The organism is Streptomyces niger (assembly GCF_000718305.1).
GTDB classification, from domain to species: Bacteria; Actinomycetota; Actinomycetes; order Streptomycetales; family Streptomycetaceae; genus Streptomyces; species Streptomyces niger.
The window spans coordinates 185,710-212,054 of the sequence record NZ_JOFQ01000006.1 but is presented as its reverse complement, the minus strand read 5'-3'; the positions used below and the strand labels follow the sequence as shown (position 1 = coordinate 212,054).

Here is a 26,345-nt window from a genome sequence, read left to right as displayed (position 1 = left end):
CGTCGTGACCAGTCGCAGTGGCACGCCGTTCCGGACGGACCGATTCCTGCTGGCATGGTCCGCCGCGCACCGCTGCTGTCTCGGGGTGCACTGGCTCAGCGACGTCCTCGACGGCCGGCTGTTCGCCCTCGCGTGGCTGGGGTTGTGCCGCTGCCTCGCCATCCGGTATCTGCCGGCGGCAGCCACCACTCCCATGACGGCCCCGCTGCGAAGGTACGTGAGTGATGATGCGCCACAGGATTCTGGTCGTCGAGGATGATCACGCGCTGCGCGACGTCCTCCTGCGCGGCCTGCGGGACGAGGACTTCGAGCCCCTGCCGGCTCCCGACGGTGCCGCCGCCCTGCGGCTGGCCACCGGGGACGTGACCGCGGCCGTCATGGATATCGGGCTGCCCGATGCGGACGGCCGGGACGTGTGCCAGGCGATGCGGGCCAACGGGTTTCTGGCCCCCGTCGTCTTCCTGACCGCGTACGACCGGCTCGCCGACCGGCTGTCGGGCTTCTCCGCGGGCGGCGACGACTACCTGCCGAAGCCGTTCCACCTCGCCGAACTGGCCGCACGACTGCGGGCCGTCATCAAACGCGCCGGGCCCTGCCCCATGGCCGAGGCCGGCGACCTCGTTCTCGACGCCACTCAGCACGGCTTCCTCGTCCGCGGCAACCGCTTCGACCTCACTCCGACGGAGTTCCGTCTGCTGGCTGCTCTCATAGCCGCCTCGGGTGGCATCGTGCGCCGCCGGGACCTCGTCCGCGCGGCCTGGCCCGAGGGAGCCCGGGTCAGCGACAACACGCTCGACCAGTACCTGACCAGACTGCGCCGCAAGCTGCGGGACGCGGGCAGCGGCTTGACTCTGGGTACCGCTCGCGGGGTCGGGCACCGGCTGTCATGAGCGCCTCGGCTCCCGGCATCCGTACCTTCTCGCTGGTGCCGCGCACGCTACGCGGCCGGCTCTCCCTGGCGGCCCTCACCGTCGCAGCGCTGGTGATGGTGTTCCTCACCGCAGCGTTCAACCTCATGGTGCGCCACCATCTCCAGCGCCAGGCGGACGACGAACTGTATGCCCGGGCCGCCGCCGTCGCTGCAACCGTCGACACCAGCGGAGCGGTGCCACGGGTGCTGGAGGTCCCCGACGACACGCTGCTCGACACGAACGCCTGGATCTACGTGCGCGACCGGCTGATCGAACAGCCGCCGTCCACCTCGACCACGAGCCCGCTGACGAGAGCCGCCGGCGGACTACTCCGGCGCGGCAGGCATCGCTGCACGACGATGAGCGCAGACGGCCCCGTGCGACTGTGTGCTCGACCCGTGCCTGCCCGCAAAGACACGGTTACCGTGGTCACCGCCCTTCACCTGACGCCGTATCAGGAACTGGCGGACATTCTGCTCGTGGGGTCGCTGGCGCTGGACGCCGTGACGCTCATCGGTACCTACGTCATGACGCAGCTGGTGGTCGGGCGGGCCCTCCGGCCCGTGCGCACCATGACGGACCAGGCCACTCACCGGAGCGCCATCGCCTCCGAAGAACGCTTCGGTACCCTGGACCGGCCTGCCGAACTGGCGCGCCTGGGTATGTCATTGGACGTCCTTCTGGACCGGACCCGCGCGGTGCTCCGTCACGAACGACAGCTGACCGGGGAGCTTTCGCACGAACTGCGCACGCCGCTCAGCCGGATCATCGCCGAACTGGACTGGTGGCAAGCGCGCCCGCGCTCCGCAACCGAAACCCTGGCCACCCACCACGCCATCGCCGACGCCGCCAGGTGCATGCACACCATCTGCGACACCCTGCTGCGCGACGCACAGGACAGCGCCACCACCGTGCCCGGCACCGCCGACACCGTGCCGTCCCTGCACGGTCTGGCCGAAACCCTGCCGGCCCCGGCCGACACGACGATCGTCATCACCGGCCCCACTGAACCTGTGTTCGCCGAGGTGATGCCCGCGCTCCTCCAACGCATCGTCTCCCCTCTGCTCACCAACGCACTGCGGTATGCCCGTTCGACCGTCACGGTGCTCGCGCACCAGGGGCCCGGCACGGTGCGCATCGACGTCACCGACGATGGCCCCGGTGTGCCGGCGTCCTTCACCGACCAGCTCTTCCAGCCCGGCCGTCGAGCCGATCCCGACGACGGACACAGCGGAGCGGGCCTCGGCCTGCCGCTCGCGCGACGCCTGGCCCGCTCGGTCGGCGGTGACGTGACCTACGAACCAGGAAACGCCCCCGGAGCGCGGTTCGTGGTCAGTCTGCCCGCGAGCCCTTCCGCTCCGCCACCGTGAAGCTGGGACAGCCGCTCAGGAGAAGGAGGTTGGGGCGTCGCCGGACGTGATGGACGATGGTGGACCCGTCGTACGACGCGGCTCGCCGCGGTCTTCTGCAGCAGTCCATAGGCGAGTACCGGCAGGAGCAGATGCGGCTTGTCGGGCAGCGTGGTGGTGAGAAGGACCGCGCTTGCACTGCTGTTGTTCATACCGCAAGCAAGGGTGAGAGAGGACGCTGCCGGAGCGTCCAGCCGCAGGAGTCGGGCCGCCAGCCGGCCGAGAACGAAGGACGACAGACACACCAGGGACGCCACAGCGACCGCAGCACAGAACAGCAGCGGGCGGGGCCGGGCGAAGAAGGAACCCAGGGCGCCACTGGCGTTCACGTACGTCAGCAGAAGTGAGCCCAGCAGAGCAGCGGGCACGACCGTGTCCACCACCCGAGGGAGCCAGGGCGCGGGCATCGCGAGCCGGCTCACGATGCCTGCCGCGCAGGGCAGTACGACGCTGACGAGTGCGAAACCACCACTGCCGGCGTGGCCGGTTGCCGTGAGGGAGCGCGCGTAACCGTTGCTGAGCAGCGGCGTCAGGGCTTGGAGCAGCAGAGGAACGGTGAAGGGGCTCAGGAGGGTGGAGGCCAGTACGAGTCCCACCATCGTCGGTTGGTCGCCACCTCCCTTGCCGGTCCATACGGTGGCCCCGGCGGCGACGGGCATCGCCACGATCAGGATCACCGCGGTGAGCAGCCCGCTCCCACCGTCTGTGTCGGGGGAGCGGCGCAGCAGAAATGCCACGAACGGGATGATCAGCAGGGGGATCGCCAGGTGCAGGGTGAGCCCCGCCAGCACGGTCCCCGGTCGCCGGAGCAGGCGACCGAGCGCACGGACGGGGACTTGGAGGCCCGCCGAGAAGAGGACGAGCGACAGCAGGGCCGGGGTGGCGTGCACCGGCAGTCGGTGCACGCCACCCAGCCGACCGGCGGCGGTGGCCTCGGCCTGGGCACGGTGGTCACCAGCGCGCTGTTCCTGACGGTCATCCTGGGACTGGTCGGCTATCTCGCGGTGACACGCCGGGACGTCTCCGCGGCGCCGGCAGAAGGCCCGCAGGAGGCCTGACCTCCCGACAAGCGGCGTTCAGGATGCGTTCAGGCTCCTGCTGCCAGCGTCGGGTGTTACGGCGGCCGCGTAGGGGCGGCCCCGCTCACGGGCGCTGACGACCACTGAGCGCGCGCTTTGCCCGACCACCGACCGGAGCGTTGACATTGGAGAAGACCGAAGTGCTCACCGACCTTGGTGTCGCGGGTACGACCAAGACGGTGCTGAAGAAGCTCCCCGAAGTGACCATGGCCTTCTGGTTCATGAAAATCGCAGCCACGACCCTGGGCGAGACGGCTGGTGACCTCTTCGCCCAGACCCTGAAGCTCGGCTACTTCCTCACCACGATCGCGCTGTTCCTCGTCTTCGTGGTGACCCTGGTCGTGCAGCTGCGCTCACGCCGCTACAACCCGTTCTTCTACTGGACGGTGATCCTGTCGACCAGTATGGCCGGCACCACCATGTCCGACTTCATGAACCGCGACGCCAGCACGGAATACCTTACCGGCGGCGCCACGTCTCTCGGCTGGGGACCACAGGGCCTCGGCCTGGGGTACCCGGCCGGCGCGGCGATCCTGATCTCGCTCCTGCTGATCATCTTTGCGGCCTGGAAGGCGAGCGGCATGACGCTCCAGATCCGCGACATCGTCACCTTCCGCGGCGAGGCGCTGTTCTGGGCCGCGATCCTGGTCTCCAACACACTCGGCACCTCGATGGGCGACTTCCTCTCCGACAGCTCGGGCCTGGGCTATGGCGGCGGAGCGCTGCTCGTCATCGGGCTGCTCGCCGTTCTCGTCGCCCTGATGAAGTTGCCGGCAGTGCCCAACGTGCTGCTGTTCTGGGTCGCCTTCGTCCTCACCCGCCCGCTGGGGGCCACAGCGGGCGACTTCCTCACCAAGCCGGTCGCCAAGGGCGGCCTGGACCTCGGCACCGCCGGTTCCTCGACCGTGCTGCTGGCCGTCCTGTTGGGGTTGATGGCTTACGCGCACGCGCAAGAACGACGTACCTTTCCCATGCAGCAGGTTGCAGCGGAACAACCGGTGCATGAGCGATCCACTTGAGCGGCGTGGCTGACCTCAGCGACCGCACCACTTCAGGCAGTCTTGGAGACACGCCTCGCGGATTCGGTGCTCCGGGGCGTTCGGACGCCAAGTCGTGCACTCAGGCCTGCGGGGTGTCGTGCGGTCGCCAGGCCCATGGCGTCGCGTCGGGTGATATTCCCAAAACCGACAAGGGGTGTCCGTGCTGGGCCAAGAGGGATGGTGAGCCCACGGTGACCGGCCGGCCGGAGGCGGCCACCGGGCGCGCGTTGGCGTAAGTTCCGTACTGGACCTGGGCCTGGCCGTCGTCGGTCAGGCCCAGCAGCACCGTTGTGCCTCTACCCGTGTCCGTGGCCGGTTCGACGGCGGTGTGTGCGGTGATGGGCCCGTACCCGGTGAAGTGCGGCAGCGGAGTGCCGGCTGCGCCGGACGATGCGCCGTACACGTACGGCGTGGCCGCGGCCGGGGCGCGATAGATCAGTGCGATGTGCCCGGCCGGTCCGAGGACGGCGGCCGGCGCGCCGTCCGGGACCGGCAGGCCGGTGTGCGGGCGGAAGGTGACGGGTCCGCCCGGGCGGTCCTGGGCCCAGTGGTGCACGGTGTCGTGCCCCGCGGCGTAGACGTGTATCCGCCCCGCCTTGTCGAGGAGGACGGTCAGCCCGTCCTGAATCTCCCGGCCGCCCAGCCGGCGCCAGGGTCCCCACCGGCCGGAGGCCTCGCGTATGCGCGTGGCCAGGCTCTTGGCGGCGGTCCGTGCGAAGAGGTGGACGCGGTGGTCCGGGGTGGCCACGGCCACCGGGCAGCCGACCCGTCGCCCCCTTCCGGCGCCGGCGTCGGGGGTGCCGAGCCCCTGCCAGACTCCGAACGACCCGCCTGCGCTGCGCTGCTCCAGTACGACGATCTCGCGCGTGTCGGTACCGCCCTGGCCCTCCAACGCGGAGAACCGCAGCGCGAAGAGCAGCTGCCGCCCGGCAGTGTCGGTCACGGCGCTCAGGGATGGGGCGAGCGGTCCGCCACCGAAATTGTGCGGGGCGTCGAATCGTCCGCTGCCGGGGCTGGTCTCCTGCCAGCGGACGGCCTGGGTGCCGAGTACTCCGTAGGCGACGATCCGTCCCGAGTGGTCGGTGGTGGGCGCGGGCAGCGGGCCGGGGTAGCGCGGGTGGGCGCTGCGTGCCCAGCCCTTTCGGCTTGTCAAGGCGTGGGTGCCGCCCTGGTTGTAGTCGCCGCAGCCCGCCGGGTCGCCGCACTCCCACCGGGTACCGCCCCCGTACGCGGCGATGTAGCGAGCCTTTTCCGCGAGGACGGCAGGCGGAAGGTTGTGGGGCCAGCGCTGGTTGTAGTACCCGCGGAAGGCCATGGTGGTGAAGCTGGGGGAGCGCCCGCCCCGCCGCACGGAGTCGGCCACCCACTGGGAGATCGCCTTCCAGGTGAACAGTGCCGTCGGGGTGTGGTCCCGGTGATCGGAGAAGTGCCGCTGGTCATTGCCCTTCGGGTGCGCCGCGTCGTGCACCTGGTAGTCGGGGTCGGGGTCCATGGTGTGGATGACAGTGGGCCGGAAATGGCCCATGAGCCATGCGAGGACGTCGACCAGGACCTGGTGGTCGTAGATGTGCACCTGCGAGACCAGGGAGCCGGTGGCGACCACGGTGCGCATCATGGTGCCCGGAGTGCCCCACAGGGCGGGCAGTCGCACTCCGCGCACTCCTCCCTCGGAAAGCATGGCGATGTTGAGGAAGATCAGCCGTGCCCGGCGACCGCCCGCCGCCAGCACGTTCATCTCGGCACGGGCTCCGTGCGGCAGGTCCAGCATGGTGCGCTGCCAGCGGGTGAAGCGGTCCAGGCCCAGCATCTCGGCGTACGCCTGGCGCATCCCCTGTTGCCGGGCGGCGGAGTAACCGGGCTTGTCGCGGGCCACGGGGGCGTGCTCATGGGGTACGCGGTTCCGGCCCGAGGACTCTCCTGCCGTGACCACGACGGTGACCACCGGTACCCCTGAGGACAGCAGTTGGTAGCACTCGGGGTTCATGAAGAACAGGTCGTCGTCGGGGTGGGCTATGACCTGTAGCAGCAGGCTCTTCCCGTCGGTGGCGAAGGAGCCCGTCGCATACGGGGTGACGGCGGGGGCCGGCCCCACCGGGGTGCCGGAGCGCCCGCTGCTGCCACACCTGGCGATCGTGGCGGCGGCGAGAGCACCGAGCCCGCCCGAGAGTAGCTGTCGACGAGTCGCCGCGCACGACGCGCCCCGCCGCGCTGTGTCGTTCACCGTGAGTCCACACCTTGGTATGTCGTCGCGCGGCGCTCGGTCTGCGCCGCTCATTGATTCGCTCGGCAATCTGATCCCGCTCCGCGGCTTCGCCGGCGCCCGATACGCGCGGTTGCGCGTATCGCCCAACACGGCAGCGGCCGAGCCGTGCCGGCTCCGGCACTCCTACCGGCCCGCCGCATGGGGCCTCAGCCGCACAGCCGGAGGCGCGGGCTGGCGCGCTGAGACCGGGCTGCCCGCGCCACGATCCGAACGTCTTCATAGGCCGATGTCGGGGATCCTCGATGCGCACGCCACCACGCTTCACCGGCTCTGGTGCTCTTCGTGTCCCAGAAGGCGTTCGGGGCTGTCGGGTACGGACATCCGGTCGGTGGTGACCTGTTGGTGGGAGTGTGTGCCGGAATTGATGGCCCAACGGGCGATCAGGAACGAGAGGGGAGTGGCGAGGATGCCCGCGGCCAGGGCTGCGACGTTCTTCCCCATTCCCAACGAGTGCACGCCGAGGAAGAGAAGCAGGCCGCTGAATACCAGATTGGCGAGGCTCGACAGCGGGAAGCGGAAGAATGCCCGCCACGTCGGCTTCGTGCGACAGGTTGCGTAGGTATTCAGCAGGAATGAACCGACGATACTGACCGCGAAGCCGAATACGTGAGCGACCAAATACGGGATCCATCGGTTGAGTGTCGCGTACACGACCATATACACCGCAGTGTTGACGACGCCGATTGCCGCGAAGGTGAGGAACTGTCGCAGGGGACGGAGCCTGGCGGGGGTGAGAGCTGAGGCTTTCGCCTGCACGGACACCTCCATGGCGAGCGGAGGGCCGACTCCGGCGTCGGCGGGTACGGCATGAACCCGGTGTGCATCTTCTTCGGTCTCGCGCACGACGTAGAGCGGGCGGCGCTTCGTCTCGTTGTAGATGCGCCCGACATATTCGCCGATGACGCCGAGCGTGACGAGCTGGATTCCGCCCAAGGCCACGATGGCGATCAGCAGCGTGGCGAATCCGGGTACCTCCACTCCGTGCAGGACGACGCCTGCGACGACCCACAGCGCGTACGTGACTGCCGCGAACGACAGCGCGAGACCGGCGTAGACAACCAGGCGCAGCGGGCGATTGTTGAAAGAAATGAGGCCGTCGATCCCGTAATTCAGGAGGCGTCGGCCGCCCCATTTTGAACGTCCCGCCGCCCGGCTGACATTGTGGTAAGTGAAGCTGACGGTGTCGAAGCCGATCCAGGAGAAGATGCCCTTGGAGAACCGGTTGGCTTCCGGCAGTGCGAGGACCGCGTCGACGGCCCGGCGCGACAGCAGTCTGAAGTCTCCCTCGCCGTCGGCGACATCGACGTCCATGCAGTGGCCGATGGCGCGGTAGTACGCCGAACTGGCTGTTCTGCGCAGTAGTCCTTCGCCGGAGCGGTCCCGGCGGGCGACGACCTGGTCGTAGCCGTGTTGCCGCAGTTCGAGCATGCGGTGCAGGAGGCCCGGCGGATGTTGAAGGTCGGCGTCCATGAGGACCACGGCATCGCCGCGTGACATGCGCAGTCCCGCTAGCATCGCCGCCTCCTTGCCGAAATTCCGGCTCAGCGACGTATAGCGGATACGCGGATCCGTGCCGGAGAGGGTGCGCAGTTGGATACAGGTGGTGTCGCGGCTGCCGTCGTCGACGTAACAGATCTCGAAGATCAGCCGCGTCTTGTCGAGGGCGGACGTCAGTGCACAGTGAAAGGTGTTGATCACCTCTTCCTCGTTGAAGCATGGAACAACAATGGAAATCTGGCAGTCTTCCATTTGCCACCTCGACAGGTGCGGTTACAGCCGTCCCGGCTGTAATCGACACCGTGGCACATGTTGTTAAGACTGCGGTAAGAAAATGATGCGAGCACGGTCAGGATCCGTACGGTGAACGGTGGTACGGCCCGGCATGATAGAAACGAATGGCCGAACTCATCGGTGCATAGTCTTCCGATCGACCTGAAGGACGAGGTGTCGATCGCCAGCGAACGGCAACTGCATCTGTACGTTCAAAAACTTTCATTTCCGGCCCGGAGGGGGGAGGGGACTACCGTTGGTGCAAGGGCCGAAAGCAACTGCTCAATACCAACGCGCCGGAGACATGGCGGATAAGCGGAAGACGCGGTGGCGGACACCGGCAGGGGCGGTGCTTCTTTCGCTCCTGCCACTCGCTGTGTTCGTTTTCGCGGCGTGGAACGCCCGCTGGGTGCGCCCCGGCGGCGACGACTGGTGCTTCCTGCCGGTGGTCCGCGACGGCGGGCTGTCCGCGATGGTGGGGAAGTTCTACTTCCACGACAACGGACGTCTCGTCAACGCCGTACTGGTCTGGGCGTACGCCCGGTTCGGCGACGCGGGCCAGCAATGGTTCGCACCGGTGAGCGGCGTGCTCATTCTCGTACTCCTCCGGTCCTTCATCGCCGCCGTCCTGTCCGCCGCGCGGCTCGGAGTCCCGCGTGGCGTCCCGCTCCTGGTCGCGTCCATGATGGCGGCCTTGGTCCTCTTCGGCTCGCCCAACACCTACAAGACGTTCTACTGGCCGGCCGCCGCCGTCTCCCACACCCTGCCCCCGGTGTTCGCTTGCGCGGCGGCCATCCCTCTACTGCGGGCGACGTCGCGGCGAGGGGAGCACCTCGCGCTGCTCACCGTCGTCCTCACCGGAGCGTCCCTGGGCCTCCTCTCCGAAGAGACCAGCGTCGTCGCCGCGGCCGTCCTGGCGTGTGCACTGCTGATCAGCAGCCGCATCTTCCCGGAAGCGCACCGCCGGTTCCTACGGGCGAGCTGCGCCGCCGGGATCGTGAGCATCGTGATCGGCATCCTGATCCTCTACACGTCACCGGGCTCGCTGCACCGGCGGGAGGAGAAGCACGCCGCGACGATGCTCAACCCGGACTCGCTCCTCGCGTCCCTGTACGGCTTCCGCGAGATCGCCACCACGGTCCTCACGACCTGGCAGTACCTGGGAGCCATCGTGGCGGGCATCATCCTCGGGCTGCTGACGAGCGACCCCCTCGGCCGGCGCGCCGCTGGGAAGAAGCACGGACTGGTGGCAGCCGCCGGCCTCGGCACCCTGCTCGTCTCCGGCTACGCGTGCACGGTCATCACCTACCCCGTCTTCGGGGAGGGAGTGGTTTCGTCGACGCGCCTGTGGAACGACTACCTGCTGCTCTATATCCTGCTCCTCGTCTACGCCGGCGCACTCGCCGGCGGCGCCCTGCGAAGCCGTGTCCGGCGGACCGGACCGGTCGTGGTCGCTGGGGCTGTCGGGGCCGCGGGGTACGCCCTCGTCTGCGTCGCCCTCGCCGCATCGCTCGCTGGTCTCGAATCCAACATGATCACTCGCGCGCACGACTGGGATCGCCAGAATCGCTGGATGCACCGTCAGGCCGTCGCCGGCGCCCAGGTCCTGCCGTACAGGCGGCTGCCGCTGAGCAAGATGACCGAACCGTTCCGCCACGGCGGGCGCGCGAAGTGGCCCGCCTCCTGCATCGCCAACTACTACCAAGTGCGACACATCACTCAGGCCACCAAGCTGCCCTGACCAAGAGCGGTAGCGCACCGCGATTCCTTGTCGCTGTGCGGGGCGGAAGGATCCGTCAACTGAACGGTGCATCAAGGTATGTGTAGCCGGTTTGTCGAGGTTCGTTCTCGTGACGGGGACTCGTTGCTGTGAGCGCAGGCTGTCGCAGTGGGCTGCAGACGCAGCTGAGGCGCCGGGGCGAAGCGCTGGGCGTGGCACGACGCGCCCGCGCCCCGACGGTCTTGTACGCACGGCAGTGCTGCCCACCCTTCACAAATGGGTCACTTGCGCCGCACGCCACTGCTAATCTCCCTTCTGCTTGATCATTTGCAGGGACCGTCCATCGGGGGAGACGGCATGCCGCCTCATCGCCCCGTGCACTGAGAGGTACTGAGGATGACGATGGGCAAGACGGCGACATCCGTACTGCTGGCCGGTGCGCTCGTGGGGGTTCTGTCGGGGTGCAGCTCGTCCGGTGGCACGACCGGCGGTGGCGGCGCGCACGGCGGCTCCGTGGGCACAGGAGGAGACGTCTCGTTGCAGAGCAAGCTCACTGCTCCCGCCGCCTTCGACGCCGCCAAGGGCTGGGAGGTCGAGGCCGACTGGCTTCCCCAGGGTCAGCCCCTGCCGTACGCGGTATCGGGGAAGAGCGGCGTGGTCGCGTACCTCGACAAGACCGCGCGGGGCTACGTGCTGAACGTCCGCGAGGCCTCGTCCGGCAAGCTCCGGTCCGCGAGCAAGCCGTGGCAGGGACCCAAGCTCACCGAGGAGCAGAGCGACGAACAGTCCGGGAAGCTGGCCGTCCCGCAGATCGCGCTGATACCCGGCAAGGACCGTGAGTACTTCGCGGTGTGGGCGCGTGGCGAGGCACGCAAGGACAAGCTCCACGAGTACAAGGAGGTCGTCTCCGCGGCCTTCTACCCGGCCGACGCCTCGGGCGAGGACGTGTCCCCGGCCGGCGCGGGGATCGCCGAGGCGCCGGACGGCGAGTTCGACCGCCCCAGCGTCTTCGCCGGCCCGGGCGGCCTGGCCGTCACCTCCTACGGCGGTGACAGCATCGTGGTGTCCCCCGACGGCAAGGTCGTCGACACCAGCAACGCGAAAGTCACGCTCAACGGCGAGGCGGTCGATCCGGACTACCTGATGTCCTTCCCGGGCCCGGGCGGAGTGGCGACGAACGGCGACGAAGGCGGCACGGGGAAAGGCGGCTTCGGCGTCGACGGAGGCTGGCAGAGCGAGAAGGCGACCCCGCCCGGCGCGGCCCGCACGCTCAAGTACGACCCCGTCATCGATGTCGTCAAGGACGAGCCGAACGGTCGCATCGTCGGCGGGGTGGGCGACCACCTGATCGCCAACTGGGCCAAGAAGGAAGTTCCGACGTCGGACGACATCTCCGCCGTCCACGACCTCGCGACCGGTGCGGTCCAGGCAACCGCCCCGTGCGACACCGAGGACACCGAGTACGACGCGGACGTTCCGAGCCCGAAGAACCCGGCAGACGTGCAGCCGGCGGTTTCCCCCAACGGCCGCTACCTGGTCAAGGGCGGCAACATCTTCGACCTGAAGACGGGTAAGGGCGCCTGCACCGACAAGGGTGAGGATGCCAAGAAGATCACCCTCGCGTCGGTCGGCGACGACGGCATCGCCTACGGCCTGGCCGGCGAGGACACCCCGAGGACTCCGGTCGCCGTCTCCGCCGCCACGGGCGCAGCCGAGCCGCTGCCGGAAGCGACCACCACGCCCAACGCCCTCACCAAGGGCGCGGGGGTGTTCGCCACGTACGCCGGTACGGACACGATGCGTCTGATCGTCCTGGCCACGAAGAACTGAGGCCAGCACTTCGATGCCTTCCCAGCGGCCCCGTATTTCGATGCCTCGCCAGCGTCCCCGTATTTCGATGCCTTCCCAGCGTCCCGTGCTTCGTTGATCCCCAGCGTCCCCGCACTCCGATGACTCCCGGCGTCCCCGCACTTCGATGACTCCCGCGTCCCCGCCGCCCCTTTCAGCCCTGCCGGCCCTGCCGTTCACGCTGCGTTCCCGGCCTGGCGTCGGGGCGCGCTCCTCGTACCGGTGCTCGCGGCCGCCTCGGTGGGGTTGCTGGCCGCACGTCTGGCCTTCGACTCCGACACGTTCCAGAACTGCCGGTACCTGGGCCCGTCCACGCGGATGTACCTCACCTCGTGGGCGGGCGTCGCCTGCGCCCTCGGCGCCCTGCTGCTGTACACCGCGCTGCGCCGTGCCGCGCGCCGATACGGCACGTCGGCGGGGACGACCTGGCAGGGTCGGCTCGCGGCGGTGTCCGCGGCGCTCACCCCGGTACTGCTGCTGCTCCCGCGGCGAATGCCTGCCTCAGACCGTCGTGGACACACCGCGGCGGGACATGGTGGCACACGGCGGCCGCGTCGTGGCCCGCGACGGCGAACTGGTCGACTGGCGACGCGGGGCGTCAGCGTCCGGAACCCGTAGCCTCGTCGGCCAACCGGTCGGCGCGGGTCGCGGCGTCCTCGGCGGTACGCCGCGCCGCGCGGGCCGCGCGGTCGGCCTTGCGTAGCCGCTGTTCGGCCTCCTTGCGTGCGGCGCGGGCTTCCTTCTCCTCCCGCACCGTCTCGTCGATCTGCTGCCGCAATTCCGCGATCCGCCGCTCGGCCCGCTGCTGCCGCTCCTCGGCAGCCTCCAACGCGTCCTGCGCCGCTGAGAGCTCCGACTCCTGCGTGTGTGCTTCGCGCCCGGCGTCCTCCGCTTCCTTCCGGGCGCGCCGCACGTCTTCCTTACGCTTGCGCCGTGCACGCGCGGCGTCGAGGTCCGCGACCGTGTTGCCGGTGGACCGCTCAGCGGATTGCTCAGCGGACTGCTCAGCGGTTTTGCGGGTCTGCTTCCCGGCGGATTGCTCAGCGGTTTTGCGGGTCTGCTTGGTGCGTTTGCCCGGAGGCGTGGACTTGGTCGAAGTCGTGCGCTTGGCCGAGGTCGTGTCCTTGCCCGGAGGTGTGTTCTCGGCCGGAGCCGTGGGCTTGGCCGGAGCCGTGTCCTTCGCCGGAGCCGTGGGCTTGGTCGGCGAGGTGTCGCTGACGAGGGGGAAGCCGGTCGGCGGGGGTAGCGACCGGGTGAGCCGTCCCGCAGCCCACTGCTGCGCGGCCTCGGCATCGGACAGCGCCGCGTGCAGGGTCCCTTCGACCTCGCGCTGGGGCGCCTCGCCGAGACGCTGTCCCGTACGCTCGACCAGCTGCCGCGCCTGCCGGGCGAGCGCGGAGACCAGCTCCCGCTGCCGCGCGGACAACTCCCGCAACTGTTTGCCGGCCAGGTCCCGGTGGGCCCGACGCAGTTCCTCGCCGAGCTGCAGTAGCGGCGCCACCTCGTCCGGCTGATTGCGGACGAGCAGGTTCGAGGCCCAGGCCGCGAGGGTCGGCCGCCGCAGCCGGCGGATGTCGTCGGCGAGCCGGCGGTCACCGGACTGCCGGGCGGCCCGGGCGCGCTCGTTGCGGGCAGCAGTGAATTCCTCCGGTGGCAGCGCGTACAGCTCGTCGGCCACAGCGTCCAGCTCCACCGGTTTCGCCACCGGTTTCGCCACCGGCTCCTCCTCCGCATCCTCCTCGGCGTGCGGCCGCCCGTCAGCCGCTGGGCGGTTCCGATCCCTGGATCAGCTGCCCTCGCGCCTGTTCCCGTCCCTGTTCTGCCCGTTTCGGTTCCTGCCCCTGTTCCTGCTCCTGTCCCAGTGCCGGGTCCAGCTCCAGGTGATCGAGGAGTTGGCGGCAGTGCAACTCCGCCACTGAGGCATGCAGGTCGGGGTGGCGCAGCAGCGCGGCGGCTCGCCGGTCGTTCTCGTCGGGCTCCGTCAGACGCCGGAACTCGACCGGCGTACCGTGCAGATGCCAGGAGTCAGCAAGGGAAGCCACCGCGGTCGTGGCCAGTTCCGGGGCGCTGAGCAGGCAGGCCGCCCAGCTCGCGACCACCTCGTCCACCCAGGTGCGCCAGGCATCGTCCGTGCCGTACGGGCCGGGGGCTGCGGCGCCGGCGAGCCAGTCGAGCCGTGCAGAGCCGCCCGGCCCCGTCACGTTCACCAGCTCGATGTCCATCGGCGTCGGATACCGAAGCCAGGCCGCGACCGTGACGGCCTGCCGCGCCTGGGCCTCCGCCAGAGCGGAACTCAGGGGGCCATCGCCCGACGGGTACGCGCGTATCAGCCACTGGGCCGTCGCCGCTATCAGCGGAGAGAGATCTGCGGGCACTACTGAGCCGTCCGAGTGCAGTGGGGACAGGACACCCAAAACGCTATCTCGCCGACCTTCCCCGGAAAATGACCCGGGTCACGGGGAGGACGTGGCCTTCGCCACCCGGCGCGACGGCCTACATGTGGTGACTCCTGTCGCTCCTGTCGCTCCTGTCGCTCCTGTCACTCCTCCTGCTCATCCCAAGTATTGGCATCCGCCTCCGCCAGCTTCTCCCGCGTGGCGTCCGGGTCTTCGCGACGCTGCCTTTCCTGACGCTCGGCTTGGACCCTGTCGGGGTGCAGGACGGTGTCGTCGGTCTTCCTGCTCTTCTCCGCGTTTTCCTCGGGAGTGGTCATGACCGCTACTCCTTCCGTGTTCTTCTCGACGCTCGCGATGCTCTTGACGCTCTCGCCGCTTTTGATGTTTTCGGCACTCTCTTCGTTCTCACCACGCTCGGCTGCTCAATTCCCGAGCACGCCGGACGCATCCCGTGATTCATCTTGCACGGAGAGTGCTTACCCTGCCTCTCAGTGGCTCTTTCCGCGGCCGGAGAGGGCGTCGCGAGCTCGGTCGACCAGGCCCGTCCCGGGGGCCAGAATCTTGTTGACCGGGGGAGTGGAGGGCGTCGCGGGGTGCGGGCGGGTCGGCGCGGTCTTCTTCGCCCGGCGGATCTTTTCCCCCATCTCGTCGAGTTCCGCCGCGCTGGCGGCCTGCCGCAGCCGGGGGAAGAGATTGTTCTCCTCGTCCTCGACGTGGTTGCGGATCTCGCTCATGAGGAAGCTGATGAGCCGGTCGAATGCCGGTTCGTCGGCCTGGCAGCTTTCCAGCTGCTTCATGATGTGCTCGGCCGCCGAATGGTCCTCCAGCTCCTTGTCGGCGACGCTGTCGCCGTTCGCGAGGCAGCGGCGCGCCATGGGGTAGAGGTGCATCTCCTCGGCGATGGAGTGGCGTACCAATTCGATGGTGGCCTGGTCCGCCAGTTCCTTGCGCTGCGGGTCACCGACAGGCAGTGCCTCGATCCGGGAGAAGATCTCCTCGACCTCCCGGTGGTCGGTGGTGAGCTCATCGATGACGTTTCCGCCGTGTCCCATCTTCTGTCCTCGCTCCTTGGCAGATGCCGTGACGACGTACGGGTACCAGCCGACTCCGCGCTCATTCTCCTTTCCGTACGAAAATTCCGCGCACGGGCGAGAGCCGTATGAGCTCGTAACGCGATCATGTTCGGGACTTCTTGTGACGCCTCCAGCAGATCAGGCTGCAGGCGAGGGAGACAAAGGCATCGTGGAGTTCGGTTCGGCGTTCCCAGCGGACGGCGAGTCGTTTGAAGTGGTGGAGCAGGGCGAAGGTCTGCTCGACGACGTAGCGGAGCTTGCCCATGCCTTTGATGTCCGGTGCCCCCTTGCGGGAGATGACGGGCTGGATCCGCCGGCGACGCAGCTCGTCGTGGTGGGCGTTGGAGTCGTAGTCCTTGTCGCCGAGCAGGGTTTCAGGTCTGCGGCGGGGCCGGCCGGGGCGACCTGCGACGGGCGGGATGCCGTCGACCAGGACGAGGGTTTGGGTGACATCGTTGACGTTGGCCGCGGTGGTGATGACCTTGAGTGGGGTGCCGCGACCGTCGCAGATCAGGTGGTGTTCACTGCCCGTTTTTCGTCGGTCGACCGGCGACGGACCGGTGTCGGCGCCCCTTTTTTCGCGCGGATGTGGGAACCATCTACGCACGCACGTGACCAGTCGAGTTCGCCGGCCGCGTTCCGCTCGGCGAGCAGGATGCGGTGCAGCCGGTCGAAGACGCCTGCCTCCTGCCACCGGAGGCAGCAACGGCTCGATCAGCGCCCACAACTCATCGTCCACAACTCATCGTTCACGATCCACGGTCGAGTGCCCACACCCTCCCGAACGGACGCATCCTCACACCGATCACGGCAGGCGGTGGGAAGGTCGATCAGTTGTCGACGTTGGTGGAGACGAGCTGGTTGGCGTGGGCGAGGGCGGCGGCGGTCGCGGCGGCTGAACGGAGGGGCTTCGGGCGCACGCGGAGCGCCTGGACGAGCAGCTTCATCGCTGCGGACACCGCGGGTTCCTTTCGTGGCCCCAAGTGCTGTTCGCGCCTGTGACGTCGCTCAGCTGGGTTCGGTGAGCGCGGTGGTGAGGCCGAGAATGCATCCTTTGACCGCAGCAACGCGCACGGCGTCGGTAGCTTCGAGGAGCATGCTCTGGCTCACCGCGCCCACGTGGGCGGCGACGACGGCGCGGGTGAAGAGCGCTTCGTCCACAGTCGGAGTGAGGTGGACGCTGCGGAGCGCGTCTATGAGCAGGGGTTGCAGGGTGGCGTGGAAGCGGTCCGTGTGTGCACGCAGCAAGGCGTTGACATCCGGGTCGTGTCGGGCCCTGGTGAGCAGGACCGACCGGATGGCGTACCACTTCTCTTCGGGGGAAAGCCCTTGGACGACGCCCTGCACGACGGCGTCGACCGAGGAGTGGGCCATCGTGAGGGTGTCTTGCAGCGTCTGCGTGAGGATCCCGAAGACCTGCTCGGCTTGCTGCTCATACACGGCGAAGAACAGCTCGTCGACTGTACGAAAGTTCGAGTAGAACGCTCCACGGGTGAACCCGGCGCGGCTCACGATGGTCTCTACGCTGACCGCGGTGGAGCCGGTCTCCTCGAAGATCGCCTCGGCTGCGTCAATCAGGGATGCCCGGGTGCTGCTACGCCGCCGGACGGGACGTTGAGTCATGGGTATGGGCCCCGGTTGATTCTTCATCCGATCAGGATATGCGCTGCTGGCGGCCAGTTTCCGAGGCTAGGACCTGTGGGCTGGTAGTGCAGCCCGGGCGACGTTCGCCCCGTGGTGGGGTCAGATCGCGGTGACGGTTTCGATGATCCCCCTGGCGTGGGCGAGGGCTGCCCGCGATTCGGGGAGCTGCGGGAGGCCGACGAAGACGTGGAAGGCGTCGGGGTAGAGGTGGATCTCGGCGTCGGTGCCGGCGGCCTTGGCCTTGGCGACCATCTTCTTGGCGTCGGGACACAGAATGTCGCGTTCGCCGTGGAAGACGCAGATCCGGGGCAGTGCCTGCAAGCTGTCGTTGACCGGGCTGAGCCAGGGGTGCTGCAGGGGGCGGTCCCCCGCCCAGCGGCGCATGGCCCATAGCGCCCCGTCGCGGCCGACCATGGGGTCTCGCGGCTCGATGACCGGGATGTCGGGGTTGGCCAGAGTCGCGTCTGCGCAGGGCGAGAACAGTAGGACCGCTGCGGGAAGGGGACGGTGTTCGTCCCGGGCGCGGAGGGTGAGCGCCATGGCGAGGGAGCCACCCGCTGAATCGCCCGCGGCGATCACCGGCAGTCCGGATTCGGTCAGGCTGTCGTAAAGCCTGTGGAGTTTGGGGTAGGTGTCGTCGCCGGTATGTTCGGGTGCGAGCGCGTACAGAGGGACGGTCACGCGCAGCGGGGTGGCCAGCCCCAGGCGCCCGATGATGTGCCAGTGCGGTGTGACCAGCGGGTGCACGTACGCGCCGCCGTGCGTGTAGAGCAGCTCCCCCACGGGGGGAACACCCTTCGGGGTGAGCGTGATGACCGGCATACCCTCGACGCTGCTCCGGCAGATGTCGTACGCCCTGAGGAGGGTGCGCGGCACCTCGGCGTTGGGGCGGTCACGGTCGACCTCCGCAGCGATCTCACCGGCCGAGGCGAGAGGCTTCGGCCGCAGCCGCAGGGCCTGCACCACCACTTTCATCATCAGAGACACCGTGGTTCCTCCTCGCTCACGGGCTTACACCCGAACAGGTCACGCACTACGTGAGTACGACAAGAACAGGACAAGCAACCTGCGGCGGCGGGCGACGCAGGTTCGACAGCAGGAAAATAGGACAGCGTGATCCATCCGCTCACCACGCCAACACATCGGTAATCACGCAGGACATCGGTAATCACGCAGACGCGCCATTTGACGACGCGCCCTAGGCGGTCGTGGCTGCGGTGAGGTAGTCGTGCACCGGCTGCACGGATGCGAGCGTGAGGTCGGTGACGATGTGCGAGGCGCTGACGACCTCGAGTACGGGTAGGTCGGCCATCGGGGCGAGGGCGTGCTGGAACAGCTGCAGCCTGGCGGGCCCGGTCCATGCCTCCTTCACCACGATGTCGGTGATCTCCGTGCGCACCAGGTCTGAGGCACGCAGACCTTGTGTGAACACGTTCGGCACGATCTTGACCATGAAGGTGGGCACCGTGATCTGTGCCTTCGCCTCGTCGAGGTCGAGTGACTCCCACTTGTACGCCATCGTGGCCGTCGCCACCCGCTCAGTGCCGCGGTCGAGCGTCCCGACGAGCGCACCCTGGTCAACGCGCAGTCCGGGGGTGCCGAGCACCTTCGGATAGGCGCTGAGCTCACGGCCGGAGGCGGTCGCGGCGAAGTTGTCGAGGTACATCGCGTGCAGGTACTCGCCCTGCTCGCCGTCGAAAACCACTTGGATCGCCTGACCCGATTCGACGTAGGGGCCGTAGCCGTCGACTTCGCCCATCTTCATGACCTCAAACCTGACGAGCGGCTCGTCCACCCGCAGCGGCGCGGGGACGATCGCCCGCAGGACGTCGGGATCGGTCCGGTACACGACGTTGAGGTACTCCCGGTCGGTGAACCGGGTCGCCCGCACCGGGTAGACCGGCGCCGTGAGCGGGGTTGTCGCGTGATGGAGAACATCGGCTGGCTGCATCAGGGACCTTCTGCCGGATTTGCGATACGAAATGTACTCAGTACAGTCTGTATCGAAGCTGTCGTTTACGCAAGCGAGGAACCCCATGACCTTCCAACTGCCACAGAACCTCCAGACCCGTCCCGTCACGGTGATCGGAGGTGGCACTCTCGGCCGCAGGATCGCGTTGATGTTCGCGAGCGGCGGGAGCAAAGTCCGCGTCTACGACCTGTCGGCTGACGTCCGTGAGGCTGCAGTCAGCTATGTCGAGCAGACCCTGCCCTCAGTCGTCGCCGACCGGGAGGGTGCCGCGGCCGGGTGCGCCCAGGCTTTCGACGACCTTGATGCCGCCGTGGGAGGAGCCTGGCTCGTCATCGAGGCAATCCCGGAGCGTCTGGACCTCAAGACCACACTGTTCGGTCAGCTCGACGCGGCCGCCGACGACGACACGATCATCGCCAGCAACTCCTCGTCTTATGCCTCACGGCTCATGATCGACAAGGTCAACCACCCCGAACGGGTGCTCAACATGCACTTCTACATGCCCCCACACCAGAACGCCGTCGACCTGATGAGCGACGGGAAAACCGACCCAACGATCTTCGACTTCCTCCGCGACGAGCTGCCGCGCTATGGCGTGCATCCGTTCGTCGCGCACAAGGAATCGACAGGCTTCATCTTCAACCGCATCTGGGCTGCCATCAAACGGGAGTCCCTCGCGGTCGTTGCCGACGGCGTGTCGACGCCAGAGGACGTCGACCGGATGTTCGTGGTGAACACTGGCGCGCCCGCCGGCCCGTTCCGGATGATGGACCAGGTCGGCCTCGACGTGGTCCTGGACATCGAGAACCACTACGCCGAGGAAAACCCCGACCTGCCCGAGGGGCCGCGTCGGCTGCTCCACGAGTACGTCGACGCCGGCCGCCTCGGTGTCAAAACCGGACGTGGCTTCTACCCCTACGACCAGTAACCTCCCGCCACACCGAAAGTCTCGAACCCTCCGACGTACGGGACAGGCGGGTTCGAGCCAGGTGCGTTAGGAGCTGATCCCCAACTCGAATGAGCGGCGAAGCAACTGGGGTCACTGCGAAGGATGACTACGCCTCCGAGTCATTCCGCGTCGAAGGAACACAGGCTCTTCTCAAGGAGCGTGAACGACTTGGGTGCGCCACCCGGTTGCGGTTTTCCCGCCTTGTGGCCGACCACCCGGTAGCCGGCAGCCACGTAATAGGCATTCAGGCGCGCGTTGCCGGCCAAGCAGTCCAGACGCACGAACTCCCGTCCTGCCGCGGCGATACGGCGCTCCGCAGCACGCAGCAGCAACCGTCCCGTACCGGGGCGAGCGCAGCTGCGGTCCACCATCAGCCGATGCACGTACCCGGCCACCGGCGGTTGTGGCCCCCATGCTTCCTCGTCTTCCCACCACAACTCCCAGGCCCCCAGCACACGACTGCCAACCGTGGCGAGCCACACCTCGCCCGTCGTCATGACCTTGCGGAAGTGGCCCTCGTCCAACTGGCCGGGCTGCCATTGGCCGGTGATGCCTTGGGCGAGCATCCAGCGGGCGGCGTCGTCCCGTAAGCGAACGAGTGTGGCGAGATCGGTGTCTTCGGCGAGGCGCACATGCAGATCATTCACGGCGCGATCCTCGCATGGGCCGAGCGATTACCTCGTGCCGATTTTCCCACTACCTTTACTGCGATGATTGCGGCAATGGCGATGACCCGCGGCCACCGTGGCCACCGCGACGACTGCGACCACCGCGATGACTGCGACCACCGCGATGACTGCGACGGGGGAACAGATGGGCGTGCTGATCAGGCCGGCGTTGGCGACGGAAGCCGAGACCCTCAGCGACTTGGCGCTACGATCCAAGGCGCACTGGGGCTATGACGCTGCCTTCCTGGACGCGTGCAGAGATGAACTCACTCTGGGCACGAGTGAGGTCGCACGCCGGAGAGCCGCGGTGGCTGACAGAGGCGGCCATATTCTGGGCTGGGCTTCACGACTCTTGAGGAGGAACCACCCACGGGTGTTCTCGGCATGCTGTTCGTCGAGCCGCACGCTATGGGGCAGGGAATCGGGCGCCTGCTGTTCGAGTACACCGTCGCGACGGGGCGCGAACTCGGATTCACTCAGCTCACGATCGACGCAGACCCGAATGCCGAGCCCTTCTACCGTGCCGTGGGCGCGATACGAGTGGGCAATGTCCCTTCCGGCTCCATTGCCGGCCGGATGCTGCCCCAGATGGTCGTCACCATCCATCCCTGACGCGCTCCGGTAAGAGCGACCAACGGTGACGATCAGCCGGGTGACGGCCTCATGGACGACGCCCGGCCCGCCTCTCGGCGTAATGCCGACGCGCTGCCACTCCCAGCAGGGCCACACCCACGAAACCTACGAGGAGCGTCACCCACTCGGGCATGTGGGCTGCCCGCAAGAGGCCGGCGACGCCAAAGCTCGTGTCCCACCCGGCCTCGGTGACGGCGGAGCCGAAGCCCTGGACGACGAGGATGGCGCCGAACAGCCACAGCAGCCTCTGCCCTGAGCTGCCCTTTGCGCTCTTGTCCGGCTCCCCTTGCGAGCCTCGCTTCCCCTGCACGTTCGACTTGCCCTCCACGTTGGGCTTCCCCGGCTTCCCCATGGCGTGCTTCCCCTCCCGGTGGCTGTGCATCTATCCGATGCGAACGCATCACATCGTGCCGCGCGCTGCGATACGATGCAAGTGCATCAGAACGTGGGAAGGAGCGAACCGTGCCCAGGCAGGTCGACTACGAGGAGCGGCGCCGACGGATCGCCGAGGCGGTCTGCACTTTGATCGCACGCTCCGGCATGGAGGCCGTCAGCCTCCGCGATGTCGCTGCCCAGGCCGATGTGTCGATGGGTGCTGTCCAGCGGTGTTTCCGCACCAAGGAGGACATGCTGCTCTTCGCGCTGAAGCACGTGTCCCAACACGTCAGCGAACGCGCCAATCAGCGCATCGCCGCCACTCACACTCCTCAGGCCGCTGCCACCCTGCTGTCCCACACACTGGCGGAACTCGCCCTTCTTGATGAGGCATCCAAGACACAGGCTCACGTCTGGCTGGCCTTCGTCGCGCATGCTCCAGCGAGCGAAAAGCTGGCCGCCGTGCTGCACGACACCTATGCCGAGCTTCACCGCCTCATCGCGTGGCTCATCCGCTACGGCCAGGACACCCAAGAGGTTCTCCAGGGCCTGGACGCCGAACACGAGGCACACACACTCCTCGCCCTGGCCGACGGCCTTACGGTCCACGTCCTGGCAGGCCAGCACACTCCGGCCACGGCGCTGGCCCTCCTCCAACGCCACATCGACGTCCTACTGACGAACCCGTCCGACCGCGGCTGACACCTTCAGCGCGCACCGGTCGCACGGCGGAAACGCCGTGGCCGGCTGGTGGGATCGCATCAAGCACCACAGTCTTGGCTGGGTGGGTGCCCGTGACGGCTGCGAGTGGCTCAACGTGGACTTCGATCCACGCACGCCACCGAAGAACATTCGCCTTGCCGGCCGGCTGGCCGGCCGGAATCGGTCTCTCACCGTCGCGCTCCCGCCGCAGTACGTGATCCACCCCTCTACGCCTGAGCTGTGGTTCACACTGGCGGAATGACCAATGACGAGCCCGTCCTGCGCACCGGCGATGCCGACAAGGAGCTCGAAGAGCTGCTCGGGGAGCGGCTGGATGAGTTCAACAGTGCTGCCACGGGGGTGGACGAGGAGACGGACTTCAGCGTTCGGGTCACGGACAGGAATGGCGAGACCATCGGCGGTCTCACCGGCTGGACCTGGGGTGAACTCGGTGGCATCGAACTGCTGTGGGTCCATGAGGATCACCGCCACGCCGGCTGGGGCACCCGCCTGCTTCGGGCGGCGGAGGCCGAGGCCCGACGGCGCGGCTGTACGCGGATGACGCTCTCCACCTACTCCTTTCAGGCCCCGGAGTTCTACGCGCGCCACGGCTATCGCGAGGCCGGACGCCTGCCCGGTGTCCCGGGAGGGCATGAGGACGTGTACTTCTTCAAAGACCTGTCCGGGTAAGGGGCGACAGGGGCCGGCCGAGGAGAGCTACCGGCCTGCCGGGTCCATCGGCTTGCGGTAGCGCAGGTATTCGTTGATCCGGCGGAATCCGACGCTCTCGTAGAGGTCGTACGACCGGTACGGATTTGCCGTCCCGGTGTACAGCCGAGCGGTGGTTGCGCCGTGTTCGCGGAGGCATCGCAATCCGTCCAGGAGCAGGGCCCGCCCGAGCCCCAGGCGCCTCGATTCCTCCCGGACGCTGAGTTCTTCGATTTCGCCCACCGAGGGGTTCTGTGGGCGAATGGAGCAGAGAGCCACGCCGGCCATATGAGGCCCGTCCCAAGCGGCCCGCCAACAGGTGGGATTGGCCTTGGCGAGAAAGCGGTCGTACGGCCACTCCTGGGTGAAGGCGGCATCCGCGTACGAATTGACCACCGTTTCCCACGCCGCGCGGAAGCTGCTCGCATCGAGTGCACCCATACGGAATCCGGTCGGTAGCCGTCCGTCGTCGGGAAGCTTTCGCAGGTCGGTGAGTTGCAGTTCTGCCAGGCTGAAGACGCGCCGGTAACCCGCTTCGAGCAGCAACCGCGTGGCATCTTCGGTGGTGGACGTGGCATTCGCCCCGAAGACGGCTGTCTGTGCGGTGCCATGCTGCTGTACGAGGTGGCGGATTCGGCCTTCGGCCCAGGCGAGCATGGCTGAGCCGACACCTCGGCCGCGGTGCTCAGGGAGCAGGTGACCGCGGTGCAGGTACAACCACGTTCCGTCCCGTTCCCGCCACCACCTGATGGTCGAATAGCCGACGACTTCACCGCCGTGCTCCACCAGAACCTGGTTGTGTGATGGGTCGTCCAGTTGGGCGCAGAACTCCGCAATTTCGGTCACCGTCGGCAGGCCTTCCACGACCGACCCGGCATCGATGCGGTCCCGCTCCGCGCACCCCAACCGCACAGCTGCCATAGCGCTGTGGTCCGTACGACCTCGATACGGGCGGAAGTCGTAGCCAGGTAGTCGTTCCGGGGAGGAAGAGTCCACGCCCACAGCTCCTTCACGTCAAAACGTCAAGTAGTCGGTGACATCGGGGGCAAGCATGCGCGATGTTCGCAGGGCGCGTCACCGGTTTTTCGTGGGGTGGTCGTCGTCGGCAGTCGCCGTCAGTGGTCGGCTTCGGGCCGGGATGTGTTGGGTGGTGCAGTGGATGTTGCCGCCGCCTAGGAGGAGTTCGCGGGTGGGGAGTCCGACGATGGTGTGGTCCGGGAAGATCTGGGCGAGGCGGGTGAGGGCCTCGTCATCGTGCTCGGGGTCGAGCAGTGGGGCGAAGAGGTGGTCGGCGGTGAGGTAGAAGTTCGCGTACGAGGCGGCGAGCCGGGGGAGTTGGGGCTGTCGGGAGTGTTGCGAGTGTTGGGGGCTCTTCGCGTACGGGGTGTGGCCGTCCGTGCCTCGCATCTCGTCATCGGTCGCGTGGAGCGGGCCGGGAAGGGGGAGCTTCTCCACCCGGAGGGGGCGACCTTGGGCGTCGGCGGTGTCGCGCAGGTCGGCCAGGGCACGCGCACTGCGTTCGTACTGGGCATCTCGCGTGTCATCGGTCCAGGTCAGGCAGACCACGCCGGGGGCCGCGAAGCAGGCCATGTTGTCGACGTGACCGCGCGTTGCGTCGTGTGTCAGGCCCCACTCGAGCCACAGGGTACGAGTGATGCCGAGGTAGGCCGCCAGCAGTTCTTCCATGGCAGTGCGGGTGGGCATGTCGTTGCGGGCGGGGTCGAGCAGGGATTCGGCGGTGACCAGGGCGGTTCCTTCGCCGTCCACGTGGAAGGCGCCGCCCTCCAGTACGAGTGGTGCGCGATAACGGTCGGTGGCGGTCAGGTCGAGGACCTTGCGGGCGTACTGGTCGTCGGTGGCCCAGTACGGGTAGCGGTTGCCGTATCCGTTGAAGGCGAAGTCGATGCCACGTCGTCGGCCCGTGTCGTCCACGACGAAGGTGGGTGCGATGTCGCGGGCCCAGCCCAGCCAGCTGGTCGTCTCGACGACCCGGACGCGGGCGTCCAGCGAGGAGCGGGCGTGTGCGTACTGGTCCCCGGTGACCGTGACGGTGACGTCTTCGCCTGAGTCCACGACGGCATTGGCGAGGGCGGCCAGCGCGCGCTGGGCCGGGCGGGCTCCTTCGCGCCACACGTATCCGTTCTGCGGCCACACCATCCAGCAGCCTTCGTGCGGCTCCCACTCCGCCGGCATCCGGAAGCCGTCCGCGGCGGGTGTGCTGTGCAGGGTTCTCATCGGGCACCTCCGGGAGGTGGCTGGTCGGGTGTGACGACGCCAGGTGTGGGCGTGGGTGTGGGGGTGGGTGCGGGTGCGCGGGCGGGTGTCGAGGCGTAGTTGCTGGTCGAGGAGGTCAGGTCGGTTGTCGCAGCGGAGGCGGGCAGGTCGGCTGTCGCAGCAACGTGAGTCAGGTCGACTGTCGCGGCGGAGGGGCGGGGCAGGAGCCTTCGGCGTTGCAGGGTGGTCCATGCGAGCAGCGGGATGAGTACCGCGAATTCGAGTGGTGGGGTGAGCGCGGCGGCGGTCGGTACCGGTAGCGCGTACACGAGGACAACGCGTGCGAGCGCTTCGGCGGTGAGCCCGGCGCCCAGGACTGCGGTTTGCCTGAGGTGTGCGCGATGGAGGTGGGGAGCGGGAGCGTCTAGTGGGTAACCGTGCAGCTTGCGTGCCAGGTAGGCGGTGGCCGGCGTACCGCTCAGGCAACTGCCGAGGAACACCAGTCCGGCGAGAGCGCTCACCAGCGGGTCGCGCAGAAGCAGCAGCCGAGGCTCGGCGGTCGCCGCGGCGAAGGCTGCCGACAGTCCGTACATGAGCAGCATGCCGACCGCGAGGGCGTCGGCGCGGCGGTCGTACAACGCGGTGCTGACCAGCCACGCGGCCGCCACGCCCGTGGCGGTCAGGAGGGCGGGCGGTGTGCCGAGGCCGGCGAGTACGCAGCCGTAGTACGCGAGCGAGGCGACCCCGAGGTCGAGCGCCAAGCGTGCCAGACGTGCCAGACGCGCCAAGCGTGTGGTGCGCTTCAGGCGCCTCACGTGCCCTGGATGCTCAGGCTGGTGTGCGCGGGACGGGGTCATGGCTCCTCCTGGTTGGGTGATGTGGTCCTGTGGCGTTCCTGATGCGTTCCTGTGGTGGTCTTGAAGTCGGGATTGTTTTTAGCTTCAGCGTGCTAAAAAAACCGTAGCACGACC

General features: G+C 68.0%; 25 protein-coding genes and 3 pseudogenes. 11 read left to right on the top strand and 17 right to left on the bottom strand.

Annotation, left to right across the window (positions count from 1 at the left end; all coding sequences use genetic code 11):
- Positions 1-227 precede the first annotated feature (227 nt).
- Positions 228-890 (top strand): response regulator transcription factor, encoded by a 663-nt coding sequence (locus IF20_RS13510; RefSeq protein ID WP_052865525.1) that lies wholly within the window; start codon positions 228-230, stop codon positions 888-890.
- Positions 887-2,281, top strand: coding sequence for a sensor histidine kinase (locus tag IF20_RS13505; RefSeq protein WP_052865375.1), 1,395 nt, complete (start codon positions 887-889; stop codon positions 2,279-2,281). The genes IF20_RS13510 and IF20_RS13505 overlap by 4 nt, the downstream gene beginning before the upstream one ends.
- Here the strand turns inward: IF20_RS13505 and IF20_RS13500 are convergent.
- Positions 2,206-3,225, bottom strand: coding sequence for a bile acid:sodium symporter (locus IF20_RS13500; RefSeq protein ID WP_234426640.1), 1,020 nt, complete (start codon positions 3,223-3,225; stop codon positions 2,206-2,208). The genes IF20_RS13505 and IF20_RS13500 overlap by 76 nt on opposite strands.
- On the opposite strand from IF20_RS13500, the gene IF20_RS39920 reads away from it, so the two are divergent.
- The gene (locus IF20_RS39920) at positions 3,220-3,378 is read left to right on the top strand and encodes a hypothetical protein (RefSeq protein WP_234426653.1); all 159 of its coding nucleotides are present in this window, start codon (positions 3,220-3,222) and stop codon (positions 3,376-3,378) included. The genes IF20_RS13500 and IF20_RS39920 overlap by 6 nt on opposite strands.
- Positions 3,379-3,524: 146 nt before the next feature.
- Complete coding sequence (locus IF20_RS13495; protein ID WP_052865373.1) at positions 3,525-4,418, top strand: COG4705 family protein; 894 nt, start codon at positions 3,525-3,527, stop codon at positions 4,416-4,418.
- Positions 4,419-4,518: 100 nt separating this feature from the next.
- Here the strand turns inward: IF20_RS13495 and IF20_RS13490 are convergent, their stop codons facing one another.
- A complete protein-coding gene (locus IF20_RS13490; RefSeq protein ID WP_052865372.1) occupies positions 4,519-6,660 on the bottom strand; it encodes a PIG-L family deacetylase in 2,142 nt (713 codons plus the stop codon).
- 303 nt (positions 6,661-6,963) lie between these two features.
- Entirely contained in the window at positions 6,964-8,451 is a 1,488-nt protein-coding gene (locus IF20_RS13485; protein WP_110944129.1) for a glycosyltransferase, read from the bottom strand.
- 397 nt (positions 8,452-8,848) lie between these two features.
- On the opposite strand from IF20_RS13485, the gene IF20_RS13480 reads away from it, so the two are divergent.
- Both IF20_RS13480 and IF20_RS13475 read left to right on the top strand, forming a co-directional pair.
- Positions 8,849-10,213, top strand: a complete 1,365-nt coding sequence (locus IF20_RS13480) for a DUF6056 family protein (RefSeq protein ID WP_234426639.1) — start codon at positions 8,849-8,851, stop codon at positions 10,211-10,213.
- Between the two features lie 375 nt (positions 10,214-10,588).
- Positions 10,589-12,022: a hypothetical protein gene (locus IF20_RS13475; protein ID WP_052865369.1), complete on the top strand. Its 1,434-nt coding sequence runs from the start codon at positions 10,589-10,591 to the stop codon at positions 12,020-12,022.
- 616 nt (positions 12,023-12,638) lie between these two features.
- Here the strand turns inward: IF20_RS13475 and IF20_RS13465 are convergent.
- From IF20_RS13465 to IF20_RS13435, 9 genes and pseudogenes are all read right to left on the bottom strand, one after another.
- Entirely contained in the window at positions 12,639-13,757 is a 1,119-nt protein-coding gene (locus IF20_RS13465; protein ID WP_052865367.1) for a hypothetical protein, read from the bottom strand.
- Positions 13,758-13,899: 142 nt separating this feature from the next.
- A pseudogene (locus IF20_RS13460) lies at positions 13,900-14,415 on the bottom strand (hypothetical protein); the annotation flags it as partial.
- Positions 14,416-14,579: 164 nt separating this feature from the next.
- On the bottom strand, positions 14,580-14,753 hold the full coding sequence (locus IF20_RS39140) for a hypothetical protein (protein WP_199896585.1): 174 nt from the start codon (positions 14,751-14,753) through the stop codon (positions 14,580-14,582).
- A 171-nt stretch (positions 14,754-14,924) separates the two neighbouring features.
- The gene (locus IF20_RS13455) at positions 14,925-15,488 is read right to left on the bottom strand and encodes a hemerythrin domain-containing protein (RefSeq protein WP_052865366.1); all 564 of its coding nucleotides are present in this window, start codon (positions 15,486-15,488) and stop codon (positions 14,925-14,927) included.
- Between the two features lie 124 nt (positions 15,489-15,612).
- A pseudogene (locus IF20_RS37690) lies at positions 15,613-16,340 on the bottom strand (IS5 family transposase).
- The gene (locus IF20_RS40490; protein WP_267881129.1) at positions 16,340-16,468 is read right to left on the bottom strand and encodes a hypothetical protein; all 129 of its coding nucleotides are present in this window, start codon (positions 16,466-16,468) and stop codon (positions 16,340-16,342) included. Before IF20_RS40490 ends, IF20_RS37690 begins: the two are co-directional and overlap by 1 nt.
- A 49-nt stretch (positions 16,469-16,517) precedes the next feature.
- Positions 16,518-17,159, bottom strand: coding sequence for a TetR/AcrR family transcriptional regulator (locus tag IF20_RS13445; RefSeq protein WP_110944127.1), 642 nt, complete (start codon positions 17,157-17,159; stop codon positions 16,518-16,520).
- A 93-nt stretch (positions 17,160-17,252) separates the two neighbouring features.
- Complete coding sequence (locus IF20_RS13440) at positions 17,253-18,131, bottom strand: alpha/beta hydrolase fold domain-containing protein (protein WP_052865364.1); 879 nt, start codon at positions 18,129-18,131, stop codon at positions 17,253-17,255.
- 220 nt (positions 18,132-18,351) lie between these two features.
- Positions 18,352-19,104: an acetoacetate decarboxylase gene (locus IF20_RS13435; protein WP_052865363.1), complete on the bottom strand. Its 753-nt coding sequence runs from the start codon at positions 19,102-19,104 to the stop codon at positions 18,352-18,354.
- Positions 19,105-19,189: 85 nt separating this feature from the next.
- On the opposite strand from IF20_RS13435, the gene IF20_RS13430 reads away from it, so the two are divergent.
- Entirely contained in the window at positions 19,190-20,053 is an 864-nt protein-coding gene (locus IF20_RS13430; RefSeq protein WP_052865362.1) for a 3-hydroxyacyl-CoA dehydrogenase family protein, read from the top strand.
- A 140-nt stretch (positions 20,054-20,193) separates the two neighbouring features.
- On the opposite strand, the gene IF20_RS13425 is transcribed toward IF20_RS13430, so the two are convergent.
- Entirely contained in the window at positions 20,194-20,721 is a 528-nt protein-coding gene (locus IF20_RS13425) for a GNAT family N-acetyltransferase (protein WP_052865361.1), read from the bottom strand.
- Positions 20,722-20,887: 166 nt separating this feature from the next.
- Between IF20_RS13425 and IF20_RS13420 the strand changes: the two are divergent.
- A pseudogene (locus IF20_RS13420) lies at positions 20,888-21,354 on the top strand (GNAT family N-acetyltransferase).
- Between the two features lie 49 nt (positions 21,355-21,403).
- On the opposite strand, the gene IF20_RS13415 reads toward IF20_RS13420, so the two are convergent.
- Positions 21,404-21,703, bottom strand: a complete 300-nt coding sequence (locus IF20_RS13415; RefSeq protein WP_234426638.1) for a hypothetical protein — start codon at positions 21,701-21,703, stop codon at positions 21,404-21,406.
- Positions 21,704-21,837: 134 nt separating this feature from the next.
- Here IF20_RS13415 and IF20_RS13410 point away from each other — a divergent pair, with 134 nt between their 5' ends.
- Genes IF20_RS13410 through IF20_RS13405 form a run of 3 tightly spaced genes read left to right on the top strand, consistent with a single transcriptional unit; the run spans position 21,838 to position 23,142 of the window.
- Positions 21,838-22,452 carry a TetR/AcrR family transcriptional regulator gene (locus IF20_RS13410; protein ID WP_052865360.1) on the top strand — a complete coding sequence of 205 codons (615 nt, stop codon included), beginning with the start codon at positions 21,838-21,840 and terminating at the stop codon, positions 22,450-22,452.
- Positions 22,453-22,489: 37 nt separating this feature from the next.
- Positions 22,490-22,714: a hypothetical protein gene (locus tag IF20_RS39915; RefSeq protein ID WP_234426637.1), complete on the top strand. Its 225-nt coding sequence runs from the start codon at positions 22,490-22,492 to the stop codon at positions 22,712-22,714.
- Positions 22,711-23,142 (top strand): GNAT family N-acetyltransferase, encoded by a 432-nt coding sequence (locus tag IF20_RS13405; protein ID WP_052865359.1) that lies wholly within the window; start codon positions 22,711-22,713, stop codon positions 23,140-23,142. The genes IF20_RS39915 and IF20_RS13405 overlap by 4 nt, the downstream gene beginning before the upstream one ends.
- 27 nt (positions 23,143-23,169) lie before the next feature.
- Here IF20_RS13405 and IF20_RS13400 read toward each other — a convergent pair whose 3' ends face one another.
- The 3 genes from IF20_RS13400 to IF20_RS13390 all read right to left on the bottom strand — a co-directional run bounded on the left by IF20_RS13400 (position 23,170) and on the right by IF20_RS13390 (position 26,135).
- Positions 23,170-24,081, bottom strand: a complete 912-nt coding sequence (locus IF20_RS13400; protein ID WP_110944126.1) for a GNAT family N-acetyltransferase — start codon at positions 24,079-24,081, stop codon at positions 23,170-23,172.
- A gap of 153 nt (positions 24,082-24,234) precedes the next feature.
- The gene (aguA, locus tag IF20_RS13395; protein WP_052865357.1) at positions 24,235-25,395 is read right to left on the bottom strand and encodes an agmatine deiminase; all 1,161 of its coding nucleotides are present in this window, start codon (positions 25,393-25,395) and stop codon (positions 24,235-24,237) included.
- Positions 25,392-26,135 carry a VC0807 family protein gene (locus tag IF20_RS13390; RefSeq protein WP_052865356.1) on the bottom strand — a complete coding sequence of 248 codons (744 nt, stop codon included), beginning with the start codon at positions 26,133-26,135 and terminating at the stop codon, positions 25,392-25,394. The genes aguA and IF20_RS13390 overlap by 4 nt, the downstream gene beginning before the upstream one ends.
- Positions 26,136-26,345 lie beyond the last annotated feature (210 nt).

Bases quoted from the DNA above. Each gene is read 5' to 3' on its own strand.
- IF20_RS13510 (WP_052865525.1), top strand. From the start codon at position 228: ATGCGCCACAGGATTCTGGTCGTCGAGGATGATCACGCGCTGCGCGAC.
- IF20_RS13505 (WP_052865375.1), top strand. From the start codon at position 887: ATGAGCGCCTCGGCTCCCGGCATCCGTACCTTCTCGCTGGTGCCGCGC.
- IF20_RS13485 (WP_110944129.1), bottom strand. From the start codon at position 8,451: ATGGAAGACTGCCAGATTTCCATTGTTGTTCCATGCTTCAACGAGGAA.
- IF20_RS13475 (WP_052865369.1), top strand. From the start codon at position 10,589: ATGACGATGGGCAAGACGGCGACATCCGTACTGCTGGCCGGTGCGCTC.
- IF20_RS39140 (WP_199896585.1), bottom strand. From the start codon at position 14,753: ATGACCACTCCCGAGGAAAACGCGGAGAAGAGCAGGAAGACCGACGAC.
- IF20_RS13455 (WP_052865366.1), bottom strand. From the start codon at position 15,488: ATGGGACACGGCGGAAACGTCATCGATGAGCTCACCACCGACCACCGG.
- IF20_RS13445 (WP_110944127.1), bottom strand. From the start codon at position 17,159: ATGAAGAATCAACCGGGGCCCATACCCATGACTCAACGTCCCGTCCGG.
- IF20_RS13440 (WP_052865364.1), bottom strand. From the start codon at position 18,131: ATGATGAAAGTGGTGGTGCAGGCCCTGCGGCTGCGGCCGAAGCCTCTC.
- IF20_RS13435 (WP_052865363.1), bottom strand. From the start codon at position 19,104: ATGCAGCCAGCCGATGTTCTCCATCACGCGACAACCCCGCTCACGGCG.
- IF20_RS13430 (WP_052865362.1), top strand. From the start codon at position 19,190: ATGACCTTCCAACTGCCACAGAACCTCCAGACCCGTCCCGTCACGGTG.
- IF20_RS13405 (WP_052865359.1), top strand. From the start codon at position 22,711: ATGACCAATGACGAGCCCGTCCTGCGCACCGGCGATGCCGACAAGGAG.
- IF20_RS13400 (WP_110944126.1), bottom strand. From the start codon at position 24,081: ATGGCAGCTGTGCGGTTGGGGTGCGCGGAGCGGGACCGCATCGATGCC.
- aguA (WP_052865357.1), bottom strand. From the start codon at position 25,395: ATGAGAACCCTGCACAGCACACCCGCCGCGGACGGCTTCCGGATGCCG.